Source organism: Amycolatopsis marina (assembly GCF_900111885.1).
GTDB classification, from domain to species: Bacteria; Actinomycetota; Actinomycetes; order Mycobacteriales; family Pseudonocardiaceae; genus Amycolatopsis; species Amycolatopsis marina.
The window spans coordinates 336,297-355,729 of record NZ_FOKG01000001.1 but is presented as its reverse complement, the minus strand read 5'-3'; the positions used below and the strand labels follow the sequence as shown (position 1 = coordinate 355,729).

Here is a 19,433-nt window from a genome sequence, read left to right as displayed (position 1 = left end):
CGTGCGGTTCAGTTCTTCGCTCGGGTCCAGTTGACCCTTGGCAGCATCTTGTCGGGCTCGACGCGGTGCTTGTTCTCCTCGACGACGGGGAACATCGACTCGATCAGCGTGTCGGAGAGCAGGTGCGGCTTGAGCCCCAACTCGATCAGCCCGGTGTGCTTCACGTTGTAGTAGTGCTCGGGCTTCTCGACGCGCGGGTTGTCCAGATGCTCGATCTGCACCGGTCCGGGGAAGTGCTCCGCCACCAGTTCGGCGATCTCCTTCACCGACATGCTCTCGGTCATCTGGTTGAACACGCGGAACTCCCCGGTCTCCGCCGGGTTCTCCACCGCCAGCCGGATGCATTCGACGGTGTCCCTGATGTCGATCAGGCCGCGCGTCTGCCCGCCCGTTCCGTACACCGTCAGCGGCAGGCCGAGAACGGCCTGGATGACGAACCGGTTCAGCACGGTGCCGAAGACCGCGTCGTAGTCGAACCTGGTGGCGAGCCGGGGATCCAGCGCGGTCTGCGGCGTCCGCTGCCCGTAGACGACACCCTGGTTGAGGTCGGTCGCACGCAGGCCCCACACGCGGCAGGCGAACTCCATGTTGTGCGAGTCGTGCACCTTGCTCAGGTGGTAGAACGATCCCGGCCGTTTCGGATACAGCACCCGGTCCTTGCGGCCGTTGTGCTCGACGTCGAGCCAGCCTTCCTCGATGTCGATGTTGGGCGTGCCGTACTCGCCCATCGTGCCCAGTTTGACCAGGTGGATGTCCGGGTTGGTCTCGGCGATCGCGAACAGCAGGTTGAGGGTGCCGACGACGTTGTTGTGCTGGGTGTAGACGGCGTGCTCGCGGTCGATCATGGAATACGGCGCGGCGCGCTGCTCGGCGAAATGCACGACCGCGTCCGGCGCGAAGTCGCGCAACACGTCGTACACGAAGTCGGCGTCGAGCAGATCGCCGGTGAAAACCGGGATTTCCTTGCCGGACACCTCTTTCCACGCGGCCGCACGAACGTCGAGGTCCTCGATCGCGACGAGGCTCTGCACACCGAGTTCCTCGTCGTACCGTCTGCGGGCGAAGTTGTCGAGCACGGCGGTCTCGTGACCGCGGTCGGACAGGTGCAGCGCGGTTGGCCACCCAAGGTAGCCATCACCGCCGAGGACGAGGACTCGCAACAGCTGTGCCTCCACAATCGACTTCAGGATGGCGCGACGGAATTCGTGCCGCTCGTAACCACCCTGATTCATTTCACCTTGAACTAGTTGTTGCCCATCGACAACCCACCTGACGGGACGTGAAGCGGGTGTGAACCACGGCGGGTGTCCTGCTCATGGAGAATGGACGTGACGGACGCACGACCCGACCGAGGGGAAGTCCTCCTGTGCACGACAGTTCCGGAGCGTTCACCAGTGCCACCGGCCGCGGCCTCGAGGGAGGCGCGGACCAGCCCCGGTACCGCCGCTACCAGCACGATCTGATCGCTCCACACTGTGGTCGTTCGGTCCTGGAGGTCGGGGCGGGGCTCGGCGAGTTCGCGGCGCAGTTCGAGGGCCTGGACAGACTCGTCGTGACCGACGTCGATCCCGGTGCGGTCGAGGTAATGCGGCACCGGTTCGCCGACCGTCCCGAGGTGGAGGCCCGGCAGTTCGAAGCCGGCACCGAACTGGAACTGGACGAACCGGTGGATTCACTGGTCGCGATCAACGTCCTCGAACACATCGAGGACGACTCGGGCACGCTGGCCGCGCTGGCGAAGCTCGTCCGGCCCGGGGGCAGCCTGGTCATCTGGGTGCCCGGCTACCAGCAGCTCTACGGTGACTTCGACCGAAAGGTGGGGCACGTGCGGTGCTACACCCCTGCGACACTCGCGGCAGCGGCGCGCACGGCCGGGCTCGAGGTGGAGCGGTCGAAGCCGGTGAACCTCCTTGGTGGAATCGCCTGGTGGGCGGCGGTGCGCAAGGGTGGAACCGGGTCGCCGAACCCGAAACTCGTCGCCGTGTATGACCGTTTCGTCGTGCCGGTAACCAGGTTGATCGAACGGTTCGTGCCCGTTCCCTTCGGACAGTCCGTGCTCTGTGTCGCCCGCAGGCCGCATGAGGGGGGCGCCGGTTGATGGTGCCGAACCGCCTGCGGAGCGCCCGCGCACTGCTGTGGGGCCGCTACACCGCGGCCTCGGTGATCGCGGCCGCGATCAGTGAAGCCGCCTTCCTGATCAGCTACGGCCTCGGTGCGCTGCCGGTGCTCGCGAGCGGGATCGCCTGGGCGGCGGGCGCCGTGCCGAACTATCTGCTGAACCGGTACTGGGCGTGGCGGCGGACCGGCCGTGCGGACCCCGGTCGCGAACTGCTGCCGTACGCGGTCATCGTCATCATCACGGCAGCCACCGCCGCTGCCGTCACCACCGTCGCCGACGCGTGGCTGCGGGACAGGATCGAGTCGCACACCTGGCAGGTCCTGCTCGTCGGCGCGGTCTTCCTGGCCACGTACGGCTTCATGTTCGTGCTGAAGTTCGTGCTGTTCAACCGGTATGTGTTCAATGGCGGACAGAATGGCGGCGCAGACGGCGCAACACGTACTCCCGCAACCACGTCCCGGTCATGACCCTGGCGTAGTTGGCGCCGTAGACCAGGCTGTGCCCCTTTTTGCTCTTCCCGTTCCCGCGCAGCCGCATGCTCATCGGCAGTTCGACGACCCGCGCGCGGCGCGCCAGCACGCCCAGCAACAGTTCGGAGGACTGGTACTGCGGCTCCCGCAACGTCACCGAGCACGCGAGTTCGGCCCGCATGGCGCGGAACCCGAACGAGGTGTCGGTGATTCGCCGCCAGGTCAGGATCGAGGCCAGTCCGGCGAAGACCCGCACGCCCAGCCAGCGCACTCGGCTGTCGGCCTGTTCGCTGCCCAGCCTCCGGGACCCGGTGACGAAGTCGGCCCTCCCGTCCAGCAACGGCCGCATCAGCAGCGGCAGTTCGGCGTTGTCGTACTGCCCGTCGGCGTCGGTGGTGACGACGTAGTCCGCGCCACCGGCGGCGGCGAGGTGGTAACCGAGCCGCAGTGCCGCGCCCTGCCCTCGGTTGCGTGGTGCCACGCAGACCAGTGCGCCGTTCTCGGCGGCCACCTTCGCGGTGTCGTCGGTCGCGCCGTCGACGACGACGAGCACGGACACCGGTAGCTCCCCGCAGCGCGTCGGCATGTTCCGCAGGACCGTGCCGATCCCGTCCGCCTCGTTGTAGGCCGCGATCACCACGACCAGCTGTGACAGTGGGGAGTCGCCGTAGCGCTCCCGGAACTCCCTCATGGCCGCTTTGTCCACGTCGTCCGGAAAGGCGGCCAGCTTCACCCTGCGCCGAGCGGGCGCGGGCATGCGGCGGCCCAGCAAGGCCGTGAGCCCGATCGCGCCACCGAGCGGCAGCAGCACCAGAGCGGGCAACTGGTAGCGCCAGGAGAACTCGAACGCGGCCGAACCGAGCAGGATGATCAGCCCGCTGCCGGTGGTGAGCAGTGCGGCCGATCGCAGCCCGGAACGCCGGGCCCGCCCCACCCCGGCGGCCGCGGCCAGTCCGAGCAGTCCGGCCAGCGCCAGCAGCGGTCCTGGTGTGTAGCCGACGCTGAGCTGGTAATCGCGCAGGAACCGGGCCAGATCCTCGTCCGCAGAGGTGCGGACCCCGTCATGGATGAGTGCCGTCTTGTCGAACGCGGCAGGGTCGATGGCTCCGTCGAAATCCGGGTACTCCAGCTGAAACTGCCACCTGTCCACCGGAACGTCGTTCGGGGACGTGGTCTTCGTCGGCGCGAAGTTCTTCGCGAAGTCCTTCAGCACGGCCACTGCGAGGTCGACCGGCTGGTTCCGCAGCACGATCATGCCGAACTCGTCAGCGAGTTGCTGCTTGCTCCGGCCTGGCGGAAGCGCGCCGGGCCAGTCCGAATCGCCGTAGACGAAGTGGGTGTAGTAGTCGACGCCCTTGCGCTCTTCGACCGGAGTCGAGGGGCAGAAGCGCTTCAGGGTTTCGTCGAGCGGGAGCTGATCGCACTTCGCGATGGTCGCCATACGCCCGTAGAGCACATGCGACGAAGCACCGGTCAGGCCCCATTCGCCCGTGACGGAACGGAAGTAGCCCGCATAGGACCCGACCACGACGGCGAAACCCAGCAGGCAGGCCGTTCCGCGTACCGCGATGCGATGCCAGCCCGCGCGGTTGCGCCAGGCCCCACCCGCCACGATCAGGTAGAGCACCACCGGGACCAGAATGGTGACTCCGATGGTGCGGGTCATCATCGCGGCACCCAGCAGCAGACCGGCCACGGCCGACCGCCGCCAGTTCGGCTCGCCTCGCCCGAGCAGCAGCCACAGCATGCCGACCAGCAGTGCCTGGAACCAGATCTCGGACATGATGTTCTGCTCGATCTGGAGTTGGTAGCCGTCGAGCAGGACGATCCCTGCGACGATCGCGGCGACCCAGCGTGGCACGTTGTGCCGAAGCGCGAGTGCGTACAGTGCGACAGCGACAGCCAGCCCGAGCACATGCTGCACGGCCGCGGTGAACGCGAGCCCGCCGATCGCGAGCAGAGGTGCCAGCACCAGGTCGTAGCCGAGCGGGTTGAGGTGGTCGGGCCGCAACGCGTCCACATTGGCCAGATACCGGAACGAGTCGATGTAGAGCAGCGCGGGCTGGTACGCGAGCCAGACCAGCACCCGCAGGGTGATGCCGGCGACGAGCAGCAGGCACAGCAGCCAGTGGCGGCGAAGGAGTCCGGTCACTCGACCACGATCCGCCCTTCATGGTCGAGGAAGTACTTCCAGACCCCCGTCAGTCCCTCCGCGAGTTCGACCGAGGGCCGGTAGCCGATCGACTCGGCGGAACCGGACACATCGACCAGCACCGCGGGCATCTCACCCTTCGGCGCCGGGACGTGCTGCACGGGCAGTGATGCGCCGGTGACCTCACGGACGGCCTCGATCAGCTCCAGCACCGAGACGGACCTGCCCGAGCCGAGGATCGCCCGCCCCGAGTACCGGGAGTCCCACGCGAGCAGAATCCCGCGTACGACGTCGTCGAGGTTGACCAGATCTCGGCGCTGCAGTCCGTCGCCGTAGACGCGGACACCGGTTCCGGCGAGCGCGGCCCGCATCAGCCGCGGCACGAAACTGTCCTTATGCGACATACCGGGCCCGTAGACGTTGGTGAACCGCAACGCGCAGGCGGCGAGGCCGTACGCGCCCGAGTAGCCGGACAGCAACATCTCGCAGGCGGCCTTGGTCGCACCGTACGGAGTGAGTGGCCGCAGTGGCATGTCCTCGGTGATCGTCGATGTGCCCACGTCCCCGACCACGGCGTTGGTGGAGGCGAGGAGAAACCTCGGTATCCGGTGGGTCCTGGCTCTTTCGAGGAGTTCCTGGGTGATCGCGACGTTCTCGGCATAGGTCTCGACGGGCAACTCCACGGACCGCAGCACCGAGGTCAGCGCGGCCAGATGGACGATGCCGTCCGTGCCGGGAGTGATGGCGGCGTCCAGCGCGTCCGGGTCGGCGAGATCGCCCGTGACGACCGTGATCCCGGTGTCGGCGGTGGTCATCGGCTCCCGGTCGATGACCGTGACTTGTGCTCCCCTGCGCCGGAAGGCGGCGACGACGGCACGGCCGATGAAGCCGCAGCCGCCGGTGACCACGACGCGGGGCAGGTCCGAGGTGATCGGGTCAGCCATGAGGGTCAAGGTACCTGTGGGCACCGGAGGCCACGGTGAGACCCGTTGACGGTCGTCGCGCACTGTCGCAGGCCGCTGATAGCTTCGCGCCATGCGTACGCCCTGTGGTGACCACGAGCTCGATGACGACCCCGCTCGGGTGGACGTGGATACGCTCTGGGCGTTCCTCTCCACCGAACCGTACTGGGGTCGGTGGCGGAGCCGGGAACAGGTCGAGGCCCAACTGGCTGCGGCTTGGCGGGTCGTCGGGGTGTACGAACTGTCGTCCGGGCGAATGGTCGGATTCGCACGCGCCTTCTCCGACGGAGTCGCGAGCGCCTATCTCGCCGACGTCTACATCGACCGGTCCGCCCGCGGTCACGGCCTTGGCGTGGCGCTGGTGCGCGAGATGATCGACAACGGCCCGGGCGCGGGATTCCGGTGGATGTTGCATACCGACGACGCGCACGAGCTGTACTCCCGGTTCGGCTTCCGTGAGCCGGACCGGACCTACCTGGAACGGCCGTCGAAGCACTCCTGACGGAGCGGTCGAGAGGAATCGTCGTCGCTGACGGTAACCGTACGTAAACCGTATGAGACGACCGTGACACGCGGAATCGTCCTCCTGACCTGGAGTTCGGCTGCTCCGGCCGTTGCCGGTTCGCGCACATCTCTTGGCCACTGCTACAGCCATGCTCGGGTGCGTCCCGCGAAACGTGTCCTGGACACGCTTTCGCAATCGGTTTCTTCGTCGGAGGGAGAAAGGCAATGGCTGACCGTCGTTCAGCTGTCTCAAAGGTTGGTGCAGTGGGGGCAATTCTGGCACTGGCGGTGACGATGGGGAGCGCCCCCGCGTCTGCCGCGCCGGTGCCTGGGCTAAACGCCGCTGTCATCGGGGACCACGGATACGTGACCTTCGCGCACAAGGGCGAGATTCTTTCGGCCTACGCAGAAGAAAATGGAATCTGGGTGAAGGCGCAATTGTTTTGGGACGGAAAGATCCGGGCATCGGTTACCGATTCCAACGGTCCGGCCGACGGCGGCAGTTCGGTCGATCTGTCCATCGCCGAGAGCACCGAGGTGAAGTTGCGGGTGTGCGAGGAAGGCAAGAAGTGCTCCAACTGGCGCCTTGCTCTGGCCTGAGAAGTCTGCCGCGGTTGGCCGCGGCCGGAACCGTACCCGCTCCGTGGACGGGCGGTGAGGAACTCGCCGACTTGAGACTGGCCGGGCGTTTCTTCGTGCTCGTCGACCTCGCGCCATGGCCGTGAACTGATGTCGCCGCAGGACAGAATTCCTGCTGCTCGCGACTCGTGTCGTGGGGCGACAGGATCTGCGCCGGGAGGGAGAAAGAGAATGAGGTGTAGTCGTGCGTTCGTTTCCGGCATGTCCGCTGTTGCGGCTGCGCTCGTTCTGGGGTCCACACTGGGTGCCGCCACCGCGTCCGCCGCGCCAGCGGCAGGCCAAGACATCAAGGTCACCGTTGTTGGCGGACATGCCAAATTCCTACATGACGGCGAAAGCTCTACGCGACCGATACGCATGACAACGGAGCCACGATCGTGGCCATCCTGCAGCGCTGGAATGACGGCATCAGGCGCGGCCGTACCTGTACTCGGAACAGATAGTCACGCCTGAGTACGTAGTCCCGCGGAAGCCCCGCCGGGAACTGTGTTTCGACACCAGTTCCCGGCTCGGGGCGGGCGAGGTCAGCCCTTGTTCTCGTACACCGGGACGAGCATCGCCCGGCCGAGTGTGTGACCGAACATGTTGAACCCGAGGAACGCGGGGGTGGCGTCCTCGCCGACTCCCAGCGTCTCCACATCGAGTGCGTGCACGACGAAGAAGTACCGGTGCGGCCCGTGGCCCGGAGGCGGCGCGGCGCCGAGATACTGGGTCACACCGCCGTCGCACTTGAGGGTCACCGCGCCCTGCGGCAGGTCCGACCCACTGGCGCTGCCCGCGCCCGTGCGCAACTCCGTGGTCGAGGCGGGCAGGTCGAACACCGCCCAGTGCCAGAACCCGCTCGCGGTGGGTGCGTCCGGATCGAAGCAGGTCACGGCGAAGCTCTTGGTGTCATCCGGGAAACCGGACCAGGCCAGGTGCGGCGACCGGTCCTCGCCGCCTGCGCCGAAGATGCCGGAAAGCTGCGGGGCGGGCAGCGTCGCGTCGTCGGCGATGTCGTCACTGCGCAGGGTGAAACTCTGCACCGAGGGCAGGAAGTCGTAAGGGTTGGGCGGCCGGGATGTGGACATGGAGCCTCCTGAACGTGACGTCACCTTCGTCGGTCAGGCTAGTGCTGATCTCCATCCGGCACAGGCCGGTCCGGGGGGAGGGGTAGGGGAAGCCTCAGGGTGGAATCGGGGGTTCACCCGGATGACCAGTGGGCCGGTGGAGCCTTAGCGTTCACGTGGCCGGAAAGTTGCACTGGGAGGACGCAGATCATGGGGCGAGCGTGGCTGGCGATCGGCGGGATCGCGATGATCGGAATCGGTGCCAGCTTCGCCTTCGGTCTGTGGTCCTACGCCACAACGGAGGCCACGGACGAGGTCGACGGCGTGCGCCAGGTGCTGATCGACAACGGCTCGGGCAACGTCGCGGTCCGGGTGGGCGACGTGCGGTCGACGACTGTGCACCAGCGTTTCGAGTACCGCTGGGGTGAGCCCGACGAGTCCATCTCGGTGGACGAGGGGACGCTCGAACTCGGTGACTGTGGTTCGTGGTGCTCGGTCGACTACGACGTGGTGGTGCCGGAAGGCACCGAGATCAACGGCGACGTGCGATCCGGCGACCTCGAACTGACCGGTGTGGCCTCCGCGGAGGTGAACGCGTCGTCCGGTGACGTGACCGTGCGGCAGGTCGCGGGGCCGGTGCGAATCGTGGCGAGTTCGGGGGACGTGCAACTCAGCGACCTCGGCGGACCGGTGGACGCGGAGGTCAGTTCAGGGGACCTGACCGGCGACGGACTGCGCGGGCCGGTGGACGCACAGGCGTCCTCGGGAAACATCACACTGATCATGACCGTGCCGCAGAGCGTGACCGCCGACGCGAGCAGCGGTGACATCGAACTCACCATGCCGGACGGGCCGTACCGCGTCGAGGGCGACAGCAACAGTGGCGACCGGACCATCAACGTCGACCAGGTCCGCGACGCCGGGCACACGCTGCGGCTGGACACGTCGAGCGGCGATGTGACAGTTCGCACCCCCTGACCGTGGGAACACAGCACGGTGGTCGTTCGTTGGACCGGCCAGAAGGTTGAGTGCTTCCGGCTCAAGTCTGGTTTGACCCAGCTCGGATCTCGGGATAAGACTTGAGTAGGGCCCGCTCAATGCGGATGTAAGCCTGCAGCTCAGAGACAGACAACAGGAGGAACACCCATGGCGCGAGCGGTCGGCATCGACCTCGGTACGACCAACTCGGTCGTCGCCGTCCTGGAGGGCGGCGAGCCGACGGTCATCGCCAACTCGGAAGGTTCCCGGACGACCCCGTCCGTCGTCGCCTTCGCCAAGAACGGCGAAGTGCTGACCGGGCAGTCGGCGAAGAACCAGGCGGTCACCAACGTGGACCGCACCATCAGGTCGGTCAAGCGGCACATCGGCACCGACTGGAACAACGAGATCGACGACAAGAAGTACACGCCGCAGGAGATCAGCGCGCGGGTGCTGATGAAGCTCAAGCGGGACGCGGAGTCCTACCTCGGCGAGGACGTCACGGACGCCGTCATCACGGTTCCGGCGTACTTCGAGGACGCGCAGCGACAGGCCACCAAGGAGGCGGGCCAGATCGCCGGCCTGAACGTCCTGCGGATCGTCAACGAGCCCACCGCGGCGGCGCTGGCCTACGGCCTGGACAAGGGCGAGAAGGAACAGACCATCCTGGTCTTCGACCTCGGTGGCGGCACGTTCGACGTCTCGCTGCTGGAGATCGGCGAGGGTGTCGTCGAGGTCCGGGCCACCAGCGGTGACAACCACCTCGGTGGTGACGACTGGGACGAGCGCATCGTCACCTGGCTCGTGGACAAGTTCAAGGCGTCCCAGGGCATCGACCTGACCAAGGACAAGATGGCCCTGCAGCGCATCCGCGAGGCGGCGGAGAAGGCGAAGATCGAGCTGTCCAGCTCGAACAGCGCCAACATCAACCTGCCGTACATCACCGTGGACGCGGACAAGAACCCGCTGTTCCTGGACGAGACGCTGTCTCGTGCCGAGTTCCAGCGGATCACCTCCGACCTGCTGGACCGCACCAAGGCCCCGTTCAACAACGTGGTCCGCGACGCGGGCATCTCGGTCAGCGAGATCGACCACGTGGTGCTCGTCGGTGGCTCCACCCGGATGCCGGCCGTCGCCGACCTGGTCAAGGAACTGACCGGCGGCAAGGACCCGAACAAGGGCGTGAACCCGGACGAGGTCGTCGCCGTCGGCGCCGCCCTGCAAGCCGGTGTGCTCAAGGGTGAGGTCAAGGACGTCCTGCTGCTCGACGTGACCCCGCTGTCGCTGGGTATCGAGACCAAGGGCGGTGTCTTCACCAAGCTCATCGAGCGCAACACCACGATCCCGACCAAGCGTTCGGAGATCTTCTCCACCGCGGACGACAACCAGCCCTCGGTGCAGATCCAGGTGTTCCAGGGTGAGCGCGAGATCGCGGCGCACAACAAGAAGCTCGGCATGTTCGAGCTGACCGGGCTGCCCCCCGCGCCGCGTGGTGTCCCGCAGATCGAGGTCACCTTCGACATCGACGCGAACGGCATCGTGCACGTCACCGCCAAGGACCTCGGCACCAACAAGGAACAGTCGATGACCATCACCGGTGGCTCCGCGCTGCCGAAGGACGACATCGACCGGATGGTCAAGGACGCCGAGGCGCACGCCGAGGAGGACAAGAAGCGCCGCGAGGAGGCGGAGACCCGCAACCAGGCGGAGACGCTGGTCTACCAGACCGAGAAGTTCGTCAAGGACAACGACGAGAAGCTGCCCGAGGAGCTCAAGGGCAAGGTCAAGACGGCGATCGACGAGGCCAACGAGGCGCTCAAGGGCACCGACACCGGAGCCATTCGGGACTCCATCGAGAAGCTGAACACGGCTTCCCAGGAGCTGGCCACCTCGCTGTACGCGGCGACCGGGGCCGAGGGTGCCGAAGGCGCGGCAGCGGGTGCGGCAGGCGGCGAGGCCGGCGGCTCCGCCAAGGCCGACGACGATGTTGTCGACGCCGAGATCGTGGACGACGCAGCCGACGAGAAGGCTGAGGGCGACAAGAAGTGACTCCGAAGCACGAGGACACCGAGCAGCAGGACTTCCAGGAGCCGGTGGTCGTGCGGGATCGACGCAAGATCGACCCGGAGACCGGCGAACTGCGCACGCAGCCGGTCGTGGAGGAAGCCCAGGAGGTGCCCGCGGCAATGGGCACCGGCGGGCCGTCCACTGGCCCCGGCGCTGGAGAGTCCACAGTGGATGAGTCGGTGGCTCCGGCCTCCGACGTCGAGCAGCAGCTGGCCGAGCGCACCGCCGACCTGCAGCGGATCCAGGCGGAGTACGCCAACTACCGCAAGCGGGTGGAGCGGGACCGGGAAGCCGTGCTCACCGGGGCCAAGGCCACGCTGGTCGGCGACCTGCTCCCGTTGCTGGACGACCTGGAGCGCGCCGAGTCACACGGCGACCTCACCGGTGCGTTCAAGGCGGTCGGCGACAAGCTGATCAGCAGCCTGGAGCGAGCCGGTCTCGAGTCGTTCGGTTCCGAGGGTGAGCCCTTCGATCCGAGCGTGCACGAGGCGGTGCAGCACAGCACGTCACCGGACGTGGCCGGGCCGACCGTGACCACGGTGCTCCGCCGTGGCTACAAGTTCGGCGACCGGGTGTTGCGTGCGGCTCTGGTCGGTGTCACCGACCACGAGCCGGCCGTGGCCGAGACGCCGATCGATCCCCCTGTCGAGGGCGAGTTGCCCGTGGACGGGACGGCCGAGCAGCCGTCGAATGAGAATCAACAGCAGTAAGCGGAAAGGAGGGGACGCCCGATGAGTGCTAGAGAGTGGATCGGCAAGGACTTCTATCGTGAGTTGGGCGTCTCCTCCGACGCTACGGCCGACGAGATCAAGAAGGCCTACCGCAAGCTGGCCAGGGAGAACCATCCCGACGCCAACCCGGGCAACACCGAGGCGGAGACGAAGTTCAAGGCGGTCTCCGAGGCCTATGGTGTGCTGTCCGACCCGGCGAAACGCAAGGAGTACGACGAGGCGCGGCAGATGTTCGGCTCCGGCAACCCCGGTGGTTTCGGCTTCCCGGGGGCAGGCGGGCCGGGCGGCAGCAGCTTCGACTTCGGCGACATCTTCGGTGCCGGTCAGCCGGGCGGAACCCAGGCCGGTGGTCTCGGTGGGCTCGGCGACATGCTCGGAAACCTGTTCGGCCGCCGGGGCGCTCCCGGCGCGACCGCGAGCAGGGGCCAGCGGGGTGCCGACGTGGAGACCGATGTCCGCATCGACTTCACCGAGGCGGTCCGCGGCGCCACCCTGCCACTGCGGCTGTCCAGCCCCGGTGAATGCGCCACGTGTGGCGGCAACGGCGCCCGGCCGGGTACGTCACCGCGCACGTGTCCCACTTGCGGAGGCGCAGGCCTGGTCAACCGCAGTCAGGGCGCGTTCGCGTTTTCCGAGCCGTGCCGTGACTGCCGCGGCAGGGGCGCGATCATCGACAACCCGTGCCCGGAGTGCGGTGGCGACGGCGTCAGCACCAGGACACGGACACTGACCGTCCGCATTCCGGCCGGCGTTGACGACAACCAGCGGATCCGGCTTGCCGGACAGGGTGAACCGGGCCGGGGCGGCGCCCCGGCCGGTGACCTCTACGTCCGCGTGCACGTCGCACCGCATCCCGTGTTCGGCCGGTCGGGCAACGACCTGACGATCACGGTTCCGGTGAGCTATCCGGAGTTGGTGCTCGGGGGGACGATCACCGTGCCCACGCTGGACAGCAAGGTCACCCTCAAGGTGCCAGCGGGCACCGGCAACGGCCGGGTGCTGCGGGCGCGCGGCAAGGGCATCGTCAAGCGGGACGGGACCACGGGCGACCTGCTGGTCACGCTGCAGGTGGCGATTCCGGCCAAACTTGATGACAGGGCAAAGGAAGCGCTGGAACGCTATGTCGAGGCGGCCGCACGGCACGATCCGCGGCCGGAGATCACCGAAATGCTCCGCGACAGGAGTTGATGTCGATGTTCGGATCCGGACCGCAGGGTGGGCTACCGCACGGTGCTGACGAGGACACGCCGGTTTTCGTGATCTCGGTGGCCGCGCAGTTGTCGGGACTGCACGCGCAGACCCTCCGCTCGTACGACCGGCTCGGCCTTGTTTCGCCGGGCCGAACGTCCGGCGGAGGGCGGCGGTACTCGATGCGGGACATCGCGATGCTGCGCGAGGTGCAGCGGCTGTCCCAGGAGGACGGTGTCAACCTTGCCGGGATCAAGCGGATCATCGAACTGGAGAACCAGGTCGACGCCCTGCGTGCCCGGATGTCCGAACTGACCGAGGAGCTGTCGGCGGCATACGCCGCGGCCGAACAGGCCGCCGCAGCGGTCCATGCCTCCTACCGCAAGGATCTCGTGCCCGTGCGCCAGCGTTCGGCGCTCGTTGTGTGGAAGCCGCGCGACCGCCGCTGACCGACCCTCCACGAAATTCGACGACGAGTTCCCGCCGGTTGTGATGCCGTCCGGCGGGAACTCGTCGTCGAAAGTTCGCTAGCTGGGTTCCGAACTGGTCGGTTCCTTTTCCCGCAGGCGCCGCTTCGCGGCTCGACGTGGCGGCAGGAGTTCGTCCTCGGTCACATCCTGCCGCAGCGCCCGAACCAGGCAGTACATCGTCAGGAACGCGATGAGGAAGAACGGTAGCCCGAGCACCGTGATGACCTGTTCCAGCGCCTGCAACGCTTCCTGCCCGGTCGCCGCGATCAGCGTCGCCGCCACGACACCCTCGGTCAGTGCCCAGAACACGCGCTGACGCACGGGCGGGTTGAGGGTGTTCCCAGAGGTCAACATGTCCACCACCAGCGATGCCGAGTCCGACGAGGTGGTGAAGAAGATGACCACGATCAGCACTGCCATCGCCATGAGGAACTCGGTCGCGGGGAAGTGCTGCAAGAAGGCGAACAGCGCGGCCGCGGTGTCACCTTCCTGAACGACCGGTCCGACGAGTGAGCCCGGGTCGTCCCACTCGATGTTGATCGCGGAAAGACCGAAAATGCTGAACCAGATGATGCTAAAGGCGGTCGGCGCGCCGAGTACGCCGATCACGAACTGCCGGATCGTCCGGCCCTTCGAGATGCGGGCCACGAAGATCCCGACGAAGGGTGCCCAGGTGATCGTCCACGCCCAGTAGAAGACGGTCCAGCCGCCCTGCCAGCCCCATTCGTCAGCGGGCAGGGTGTCGTTCCAGAACGACAGCGGAATGAGGTGGCTGAGGTAGATCCCGGTCGTCTCGATCACGCCGCGGAGCAGGTAGATCGTGGACCCGGCTAACAGGATGAACAGGAGCAGGCCGACCGCCATCCAGATGTTGATGTTGGACAGCCACTTGATGCCCTTGTCCAGGCCGAGAACGACCGAGATGGTCGCGATCACGGTGACGACCGCGATGATGGAGATCTGGGCGGCTGCGCCGATCTCGATGCCGAAGAGCCCGTTCAGACCACTGTTGATCTGCAACGTCCCGAGCCCGATGGACACCGCGACGCCGAAGATCGTGCCGATGACCGCCGCGATGTCGATCGCCTTGCCGATCGGCCCGTTGATCCGGTCACCGAGCAGCGGGTGGAAGATCGAGCTCACCCGGAAGGGCAGGCCCCTGCGGTAGGCGAAGTAGGCGAACGCCAGTGCGGGCAAGGTGAAGATCGCCCACGTGTGCAACCCGAAGTGATAGAGCGTGAAGCCCATTGCCTCGCTGGCCGCCTGCTCGCTCAACGGCGCCGCTGAACCCGGCGCCACGGCGATGCCGCTGAGACTGTCGGCGAACTCGGGTTGCGTCATCGCCCCTTCGCCGAGCGTTCCCACCTCGCTGTTCACACCGCTGAGCGGCGGGTTCGCGAAGTGGTTGATGGGTTCGGCGACGCCCCAGAACATCAGGATCGTGCCGATTCCCGCGGCGAACAGCATGCCGAACCAGGTCACGTTGCTGTACTCGGGCCGAGCTTCCTTGCCGCCGAGTCGTACATGGCCGTACCGGCTCGCGGCGATCCAGATCAGGAAGATGAGAAACGACGTCACGCCGAGGATGTACAGCCATCCCAGGTTCGACTTGATCGCGTCCGATGCGGACCGGAACGCGGTGTCGACGCCGTCGGTGAACAGGATCGACACCGCGACGAAGATGAACGTGAGCCCGGCGGAGGTGAAGAAGATGGCCGGATTGGTCTTCAACCCCAATGCCCGTTGTAGCTTATCCAGCATCCCCAGTTTCTCCCTCCGTTTGGCCCCGGGAAGTTAACTGTGGGGCCCACACGCTGTCAACGACTGACCGCGTGTTGCTACCAGAGGGCTGAAGTTGGCCATCTTGTGGTAAAGATTTCGGCGCCGAATGCGCTGTTATGCCAGGTGTGTGCCGAAGAAGGCGAGTACTCTACGCCACGCGTCCTCACTGGACTCGTGGTGGTATCCGAACCCGGCGACCTTGGCGAGCCGGTTCAGCGGTCCGAGCGGTAGCCGGTTGGCGAAGCTGTGGCCGGCGTCCGGGTACTCCTTGACGTCGTGTGGAATGTCGCGTTCGGTCAGCGCCGACGCCAGCTTCTCGGCAGCGCCGCGCAGCGTCGGATCCTGCTTGCCGAAGCTTGCCACGATCGGACAGGCACCATCGAGAACGGACATGTCCTTCGGCAGCATTCCGTAGTAGGGCGCGGAGGCGTCGAACTCGCCCGCCGCGGCCACGAGCGCGAACCCGCCGCCCATGCAGAAGCCGACGACACCGACCTTGCCGGTGCAGTCCGCACGCGCGGCGAGCACCTGTCGTGCCGACTCGAGGTCGTCGTAGGCCCGTCCGCGTCCGGCCAGCATTTCGCTGAAGACGGTCTTGATGCATCGCAGCCGCCCGCCCCTCGAGTACAGGTCGGGAACCATCGCGAGGTAGCCGGCCCCGGCGAATCGGTCGGCGATATCGCGGATGTCCTGGCCGATGCCGAGGGCGTCGTGCACGATGACGACACCAGGCCGGGGCGCGTCCCCCGCCGCGTCCGACACGGCGAGGTAACCGTCGATCGCACCGTCAGCGACGGGAATCCGGGTCTGCATACGGCGGAGACTACCGCTCGGTAGGTTCTCCGGCCAGGTTCAGCGACGGTGCGCCGGATCCCATCGTTGTCAGTGTGTGAAGGGGTCGTAGGTGATCCGCGCGCTCGGAATGCCGATGGACAGCAGGCGGGCGACGGTCGCGCGAATCATGCCGGGCGAGCCGGAGACCAGGACGTCGTGCTCGTTCCAGGCATCGCGGACGGCCGCGACCCCGGCGAGCGTGCCCTGCTCACCGCCGGGCACCTTCCCCTGCTCCGTCACGGGTGTCACCGTCAGCCACGGGTTGACCGCGCAGAACTCCCGCAGTTCGGCGAGGCAGTACAGGTCATCCTTGGTGCGTCCGCCGAAGAGCAGACGCACCTGCCTGCTGTGTGTCCACCCGGACAGGTCCTCCAGCATGGCGCGGAGCGGGGAAAGCCCGGTGCCGCCGCCGATCAGGAGCAGGTCCCGGCCCGAGGACTGGTGCACGGCGAGGGTGCCGAGCGCTGGACCGAGCCGCCATGTGTCGCCGGCGCGGGCGTGGTTGACGATCGCCCTGGACACCCACCCGCCCTCGACGCTGCGCACGTGGAATTCGATCGTGCCGTCCTGACGCGGGGCGTTCGCCGGGGATAGGTAGCGCCACAGCCGGGGGCGCTGCGGGATTTCGACGCTGAGGTGGTTGCCCGCCCGGTACGGCACCGGATGTTCCGGACGTACCGTCACGACCGCGATGTCCCTGGTCGGTCTGTGATGGTCGACGACCTGCGCGTACCACCACGCTCGGCCGCTTTCCGCCGCCGCGGCCTCCTGCATGTTCCTCGACACGATGGCAAAGGCGTCGGTCCACGCCCGTTCGACCTCGGGTGTCCACTTTTCCTTGAGGTGCCGCCTGAGTGCGGCCAGCAGCGCGCTGCCGACGGCGTTGTAGTGCCTGGCCAGTACGTCGAACTTGCGATGGTCGCGGTCGAGTTGGTGCAGGAACGGCGCCAGTTCTTCGGGCCGGTCCACCAACTGCACGATGTGGACCAGTGCGCGCAGCAGCCTGCTTCGCTGGGCGGACATGTTGATCGGAAAGAGGTCGCGAGTGTCCGGAGCGATACTGAAAAGTGCGCCGTAGAAGTACTGGGACAACTGCTCGGCCTGCGATTCAACCTCGGCAAAACTTTCGCGGATCAACCTGACCGTTTCGCCGGAACCATCCTTGCTCGGCGGAACGTGTTCAGGTGGCCGCACGGAATGAACGGGATTGACGCTCATCGGTGGTACGCGATCTCCAATTCCCCGACACGGATCTGGATCTTCTGTCGTCAGCGACCCCGGCAGACCCGACTCTAAACCGAATTCACCAGCGCGGCAGGATGTCGAGTGTGTTTGCCTCGAACGGAGCAAGCCGGATACGTCGTGTTGCACGGTGATTCCGGAGAGTTTCGCGCGGCGATGCGACATCCTGCGGTACCTGGTCTTCGACGTGTGTGCCATGGTCGGCGGTTATGAATTCGACCGGCGAGTACCTTCTGCAGTGCGAGTACGGAACGCGCGACAGGGCCGAACGGTTCTATCGGGATCAGTTACTTGATCATCTGAACCCGGCAATGATCGAATTCGCCGGACGAATGGAGATGGCGTTCATCGCGACCGCCGACGGCGCGGGCGCGGCCGATTGTTCGTTCCGGGCGGGGCCACCCGGATTCCTGCACGTCCTCGACGAGCGCCGGATCGCCTACCCCGAATATCGCGGCAACGGGGTGCATGCGAGCCTCGGCAACATCAGGGAGAACCCGAACATCGGCATCCTGCTGATCGACTTCTTCCGCGATCGAATCGGGCTGCACATCAACGGCAGGGCCCGCGTCGTCGCCGACGCCGAGTTCCGCGCCGAGTTTTGCGGGCTTCCGGTGGAGAGCCGCCCCGGGCGCAGGCCCGAGTTGTGGGTGGAGGTCGAGATCGAGGAGGCCTACGTCCACTGCCGCAAGCACATTCCCGGTATGCGGCAGGTGGTCACCGACCGGCCGTGGGGCACCGACGACGTGCGCGGGAAGGGGGGCGACTACTTCGGCGTGCGGGCGGATCGGGCGGCGGGGGTGGGTCGGTGAGGGGGCGGGGGTGGTGCGGGGGTGGTGTGGGGGTGGGGGTCGAGTGGCCCACGCTGGTTGCGGGCCATCTCAGACTCTGTCTTATCTGCAGCGCTTCGCAGGCTCAGCGCTGCGTGCATCTCCTTCGATGGAGGATTTGTGCACGTGGTGACTTCGCGTTGCCATCTCAGTCGATTGTGAACGGGTCGTAGCGGATCTGGTCCAGGGCCGTGCCCGCGACCAGCATTCGCGACACCGTCGCGCGGATCATCGCCGGTGAGCCCGCGACCAGCACGTCGTGGTTCGGCCATGCGCCGTGCCGTGTCACGGCGTCCGCCAACGTCCCGTGCTCGCAGCCTGGCAGGCCCGCACCGCGCTCCACCACAGGCACGACGCTGAGCCACGGATTCGTCGAGGCGAGCATCCGCAACTGTTCGAGGTCGTACAGGTCTTCCCGGGTCTGGCCGCCGTAGAACAGCTTCACCCTCGGGTTCTCCGCCCACTGCGCCAGGTCGTCGAGGATCGAGCGCAGCGGTGCCACACCGGTGCCGCCCGCGACCATCAGGACGTCGCGACCCGACTCCCGGTCCACACTCATCCGGCCGAGCGGCGGGCCGATCCGCCAGACGTCGCCGCTCTGCGTGTGGCTCACGATGGCCCGCGAGACCCAGCCGCCGTCCACGGCCCGCACGTGGAACTCCAGCGAGCCGTCCGGTCGTGGCGCATTGGCCGGTGAAAGGTAACGCCACAGCCGCGGCCGTTGTGGCACCTCGACGCTCATGTACTGACCCGGTTCGAACGGCACCGGGTACTCGGGCTCCACCCGGACCAGCGAGAGGTCCCAGGTCAGGCGCCGGTGTTCGGCCACAGTGGCGTTCCAGAACGGCGGGTTGTCATCGGACTCGGCCGACGCCTGCATCGCCCTGGCAATGATCGTGTAGGCCTCGGCCCACGCGCGTTCGACCTGCGCGGTCCACTCCGGCCCCAATTGCCGCTTGAGCGCGGCCAGCAGCGCGGTGCCGACGGCCTCGTAGTGCCCGGAGATGACCCCGAACTTGCGGTGGTCCCGGCCGAGCTGCCGGAGAAAGGGGGCGAGGTCGTCCGGCCGGTCGACCATCTGCACGATGTGGACCAGCGCGCGGACCAGCCTGCCGCGCTGAACCTCCATGTTGATCGGGAAGAAGTCCCGGGTCGCAGGAGCGAGGGTGAAGAGCATGCCGTAGAAGAACTGGGAGATCTCCGGCGTGTACGGCTCCGCCATCGCCCACGTGTCCCGGATCAGCTGGACCATCGCGGTCACCGCGGGCGGCGCCTCCCGCGGCAAGGCAGACCGGGGGACAGGGCTGACGGCGTCTGCTGTCATTACTCTCCGGTCCCGGTTTCAACCTCTACGTCTCGACGGCGTCCGGGCTCAGGGAACGATGGGTTGTTCCCAGTGCCAGGCTTGCGCTTCCG

At 67.0% G+C, this 19,433-nt stretch carries 18 protein-coding genes; 10 read left to right on the top strand and 8 right to left on the bottom strand.

The window, feature by feature from the left end:
• Window positions 1–8 precede the first annotated feature (8 nt).
• Window positions 9–1,160, bottom strand: a complete 1,152-nt coding sequence (locus BM199_RS01775) for an NAD-dependent epimerase/dehydratase family protein (protein WP_091669624.1) — start codon at window positions 1,158–1,160, stop codon at window positions 9–11.
• 155 nt (window positions 1,161–1,315) lie between these two features.
• Here BM199_RS01775 and BM199_RS01770 point away from each other — a divergent pair, with 155 nt between their 5' ends.
• Both BM199_RS01770 and BM199_RS01765 read left to right on the top strand, forming a co-directional pair.
• A complete protein-coding gene (locus BM199_RS01770; RefSeq protein WP_091668413.1) occupies window positions 1,316–2,098 on the top strand; it encodes a class I SAM-dependent methyltransferase in 783 nt (260 codons plus the stop codon).
• Window positions 2,098–2,586 carry a GtrA family protein gene (locus BM199_RS01765; protein WP_091668410.1) on the top strand — a complete coding sequence of 163 codons (489 nt, stop codon included), beginning with the start codon at window positions 2,098–2,100 and terminating at the stop codon, window positions 2,584–2,586. The genes BM199_RS01770 and BM199_RS01765 overlap by 1 nt, the downstream gene beginning before the upstream one ends.
• Here the strand turns inward: BM199_RS01765 and BM199_RS01760 are convergent.
• The gene (locus BM199_RS01760; RefSeq protein ID WP_091668407.1) at window positions 2,519–4,741 is read right to left on the bottom strand and encodes a glycosyltransferase family 2 protein; all 2,223 of its coding nucleotides are present in this window, start codon (window positions 4,739–4,741) and stop codon (window positions 2,519–2,521) included. The two genes, BM199_RS01765 and BM199_RS01760, sit on opposite strands and share 68 nt — an antisense overlap.
• A complete protein-coding gene (locus tag BM199_RS01755; protein ID WP_091668403.1) occupies window positions 4,738–5,685 on the bottom strand; it encodes an NAD-dependent epimerase/dehydratase family protein in 948 nt (315 codons plus the stop codon). The genes BM199_RS01760 and BM199_RS01755 overlap by 4 nt, the downstream gene beginning before the upstream one ends.
• A 91-nt stretch (window positions 5,686–5,776) precedes the next feature.
• Between BM199_RS01755 and BM199_RS01750 the strand changes: the two genes are divergently transcribed.
• Together BM199_RS01750 and BM199_RS33155 are read left to right on the top strand one after the other, a co-directional pair.
• Complete coding sequence (locus BM199_RS01750; protein WP_091668400.1) at window positions 5,777–6,205, top strand: GNAT family N-acetyltransferase; 429 nt, start codon at window positions 5,777–5,779, stop codon at window positions 6,203–6,205.
• Window positions 6,206–6,432: 227 nt separating this feature from the next.
• Entirely contained in the window at window positions 6,433–6,807 is a 375-nt protein-coding gene (locus BM199_RS33155; protein ID WP_143101741.1) for a hypothetical protein, read from the top strand.
• Between the two features lie 563 nt (window positions 6,808–7,370).
• Here the strand turns inward: BM199_RS33155 and BM199_RS01740 are convergent.
• Entirely contained in the window at window positions 7,371–7,916 is a 546-nt protein-coding gene (locus BM199_RS01740) for a YbhB/YbcL family Raf kinase inhibitor-like protein (RefSeq protein ID WP_091668395.1), read from the bottom strand.
• Between the two features lie 189 nt (window positions 7,917–8,105).
• On the opposite strand from BM199_RS01740, the gene BM199_RS01735 reads away from it, so the two are divergent.
• The 5 genes from BM199_RS01735 (at window position 8,106) to BM199_RS01715 (ending at window position 13,308) form a co-directional block, all read left to right on the top strand.
• The gene (locus BM199_RS01735; protein WP_177242432.1) at window positions 8,106–8,873 is read left to right on the top strand and encodes a DUF4097 family beta strand repeat-containing protein; all 768 of its coding nucleotides are present in this window, start codon (window positions 8,106–8,108) and stop codon (window positions 8,871–8,873) included.
• A 168-nt stretch (window positions 8,874–9,041) separates the two neighbouring features.
• Window positions 9,042–10,922 (top strand): molecular chaperone DnaK, encoded by a 1,881-nt coding sequence (gene dnaK / locus BM199_RS01730; protein WP_091668393.1) that lies wholly within the window; start codon window positions 9,042–9,044, stop codon window positions 10,920–10,922.
• Window positions 10,919–11,650, top strand: coding sequence for a nucleotide exchange factor GrpE (gene grpE / locus BM199_RS01725; RefSeq protein WP_091668391.1), 732 nt, complete (start codon window positions 10,919–10,921; stop codon window positions 11,648–11,650). The genes dnaK and grpE overlap by 4 nt, the downstream gene beginning before the upstream one ends.
• A 21-nt stretch (window positions 11,651–11,671) precedes the next feature.
• The gene (gene dnaJ, locus BM199_RS01720) at window positions 11,672–12,859 is read left to right on the top strand and encodes a molecular chaperone DnaJ (protein ID WP_091668388.1); all 1,188 of its coding nucleotides are present in this window, start codon (window positions 11,672–11,674) and stop codon (window positions 12,857–12,859) included.
• 5 nt (window positions 12,860–12,864) lie between these two features.
• Window positions 12,865–13,308 (top strand): heat shock protein transcriptional repressor HspR, encoded by a 444-nt coding sequence (locus tag BM199_RS01715; RefSeq protein WP_091669618.1) that lies wholly within the window; start codon window positions 12,865–12,867, stop codon window positions 13,306–13,308.
• A gap of 78 nt (window positions 13,309–13,386) precedes the next feature.
• On the opposite strand, the gene BM199_RS01710 is transcribed toward BM199_RS01715, so the two are convergent.
• The 3 genes from BM199_RS01710 to BM199_RS01700 form a co-directional block, all read right to left on the bottom strand.
• A complete protein-coding gene (locus BM199_RS01710; protein WP_091668385.1) occupies window positions 13,387–15,090 on the bottom strand; it encodes a BCCT family transporter in 1,704 nt (567 codons plus the stop codon).
• A 135-nt stretch (window positions 15,091–15,225) separates the two neighbouring features.
• Window positions 15,226–15,924, bottom strand: coding sequence for a dienelactone hydrolase family protein (locus tag BM199_RS01705; protein ID WP_091668383.1), 699 nt, complete (start codon window positions 15,922–15,924; stop codon window positions 15,226–15,228).
• Window positions 15,925–15,993: 69 nt separating this feature from the next.
• Window positions 15,994–17,163 carry a globin domain-containing protein gene (locus tag BM199_RS01700; RefSeq protein WP_091668380.1) on the bottom strand — a complete coding sequence of 390 codons (1,170 nt, stop codon included), beginning with the start codon at window positions 17,161–17,163 and terminating at the stop codon, window positions 15,994–15,996.
• 335 nt (window positions 17,164–17,498) lie between these two features.
• Between BM199_RS01700 and BM199_RS01695 the strand changes: the two genes are divergently transcribed.
• Entirely contained in the window at window positions 17,499–17,999 is a 501-nt protein-coding gene (locus BM199_RS01695; RefSeq protein ID WP_342741685.1) for a pyridoxamine 5'-phosphate oxidase family protein, read from the top strand.
• Between the two features lie 166 nt (window positions 18,000–18,165).
• On the opposite strand, the gene BM199_RS01690 is transcribed toward BM199_RS01695, so the two are convergent.
• Window positions 18,166–19,341, bottom strand: coding sequence for a globin domain-containing protein (locus BM199_RS01690; RefSeq protein WP_177242431.1), 1,176 nt, complete (start codon window positions 19,339–19,341; stop codon window positions 18,166–18,168).
• Between the last annotated feature and the right edge of the window lie 92 nt (window positions 19,342–19,433).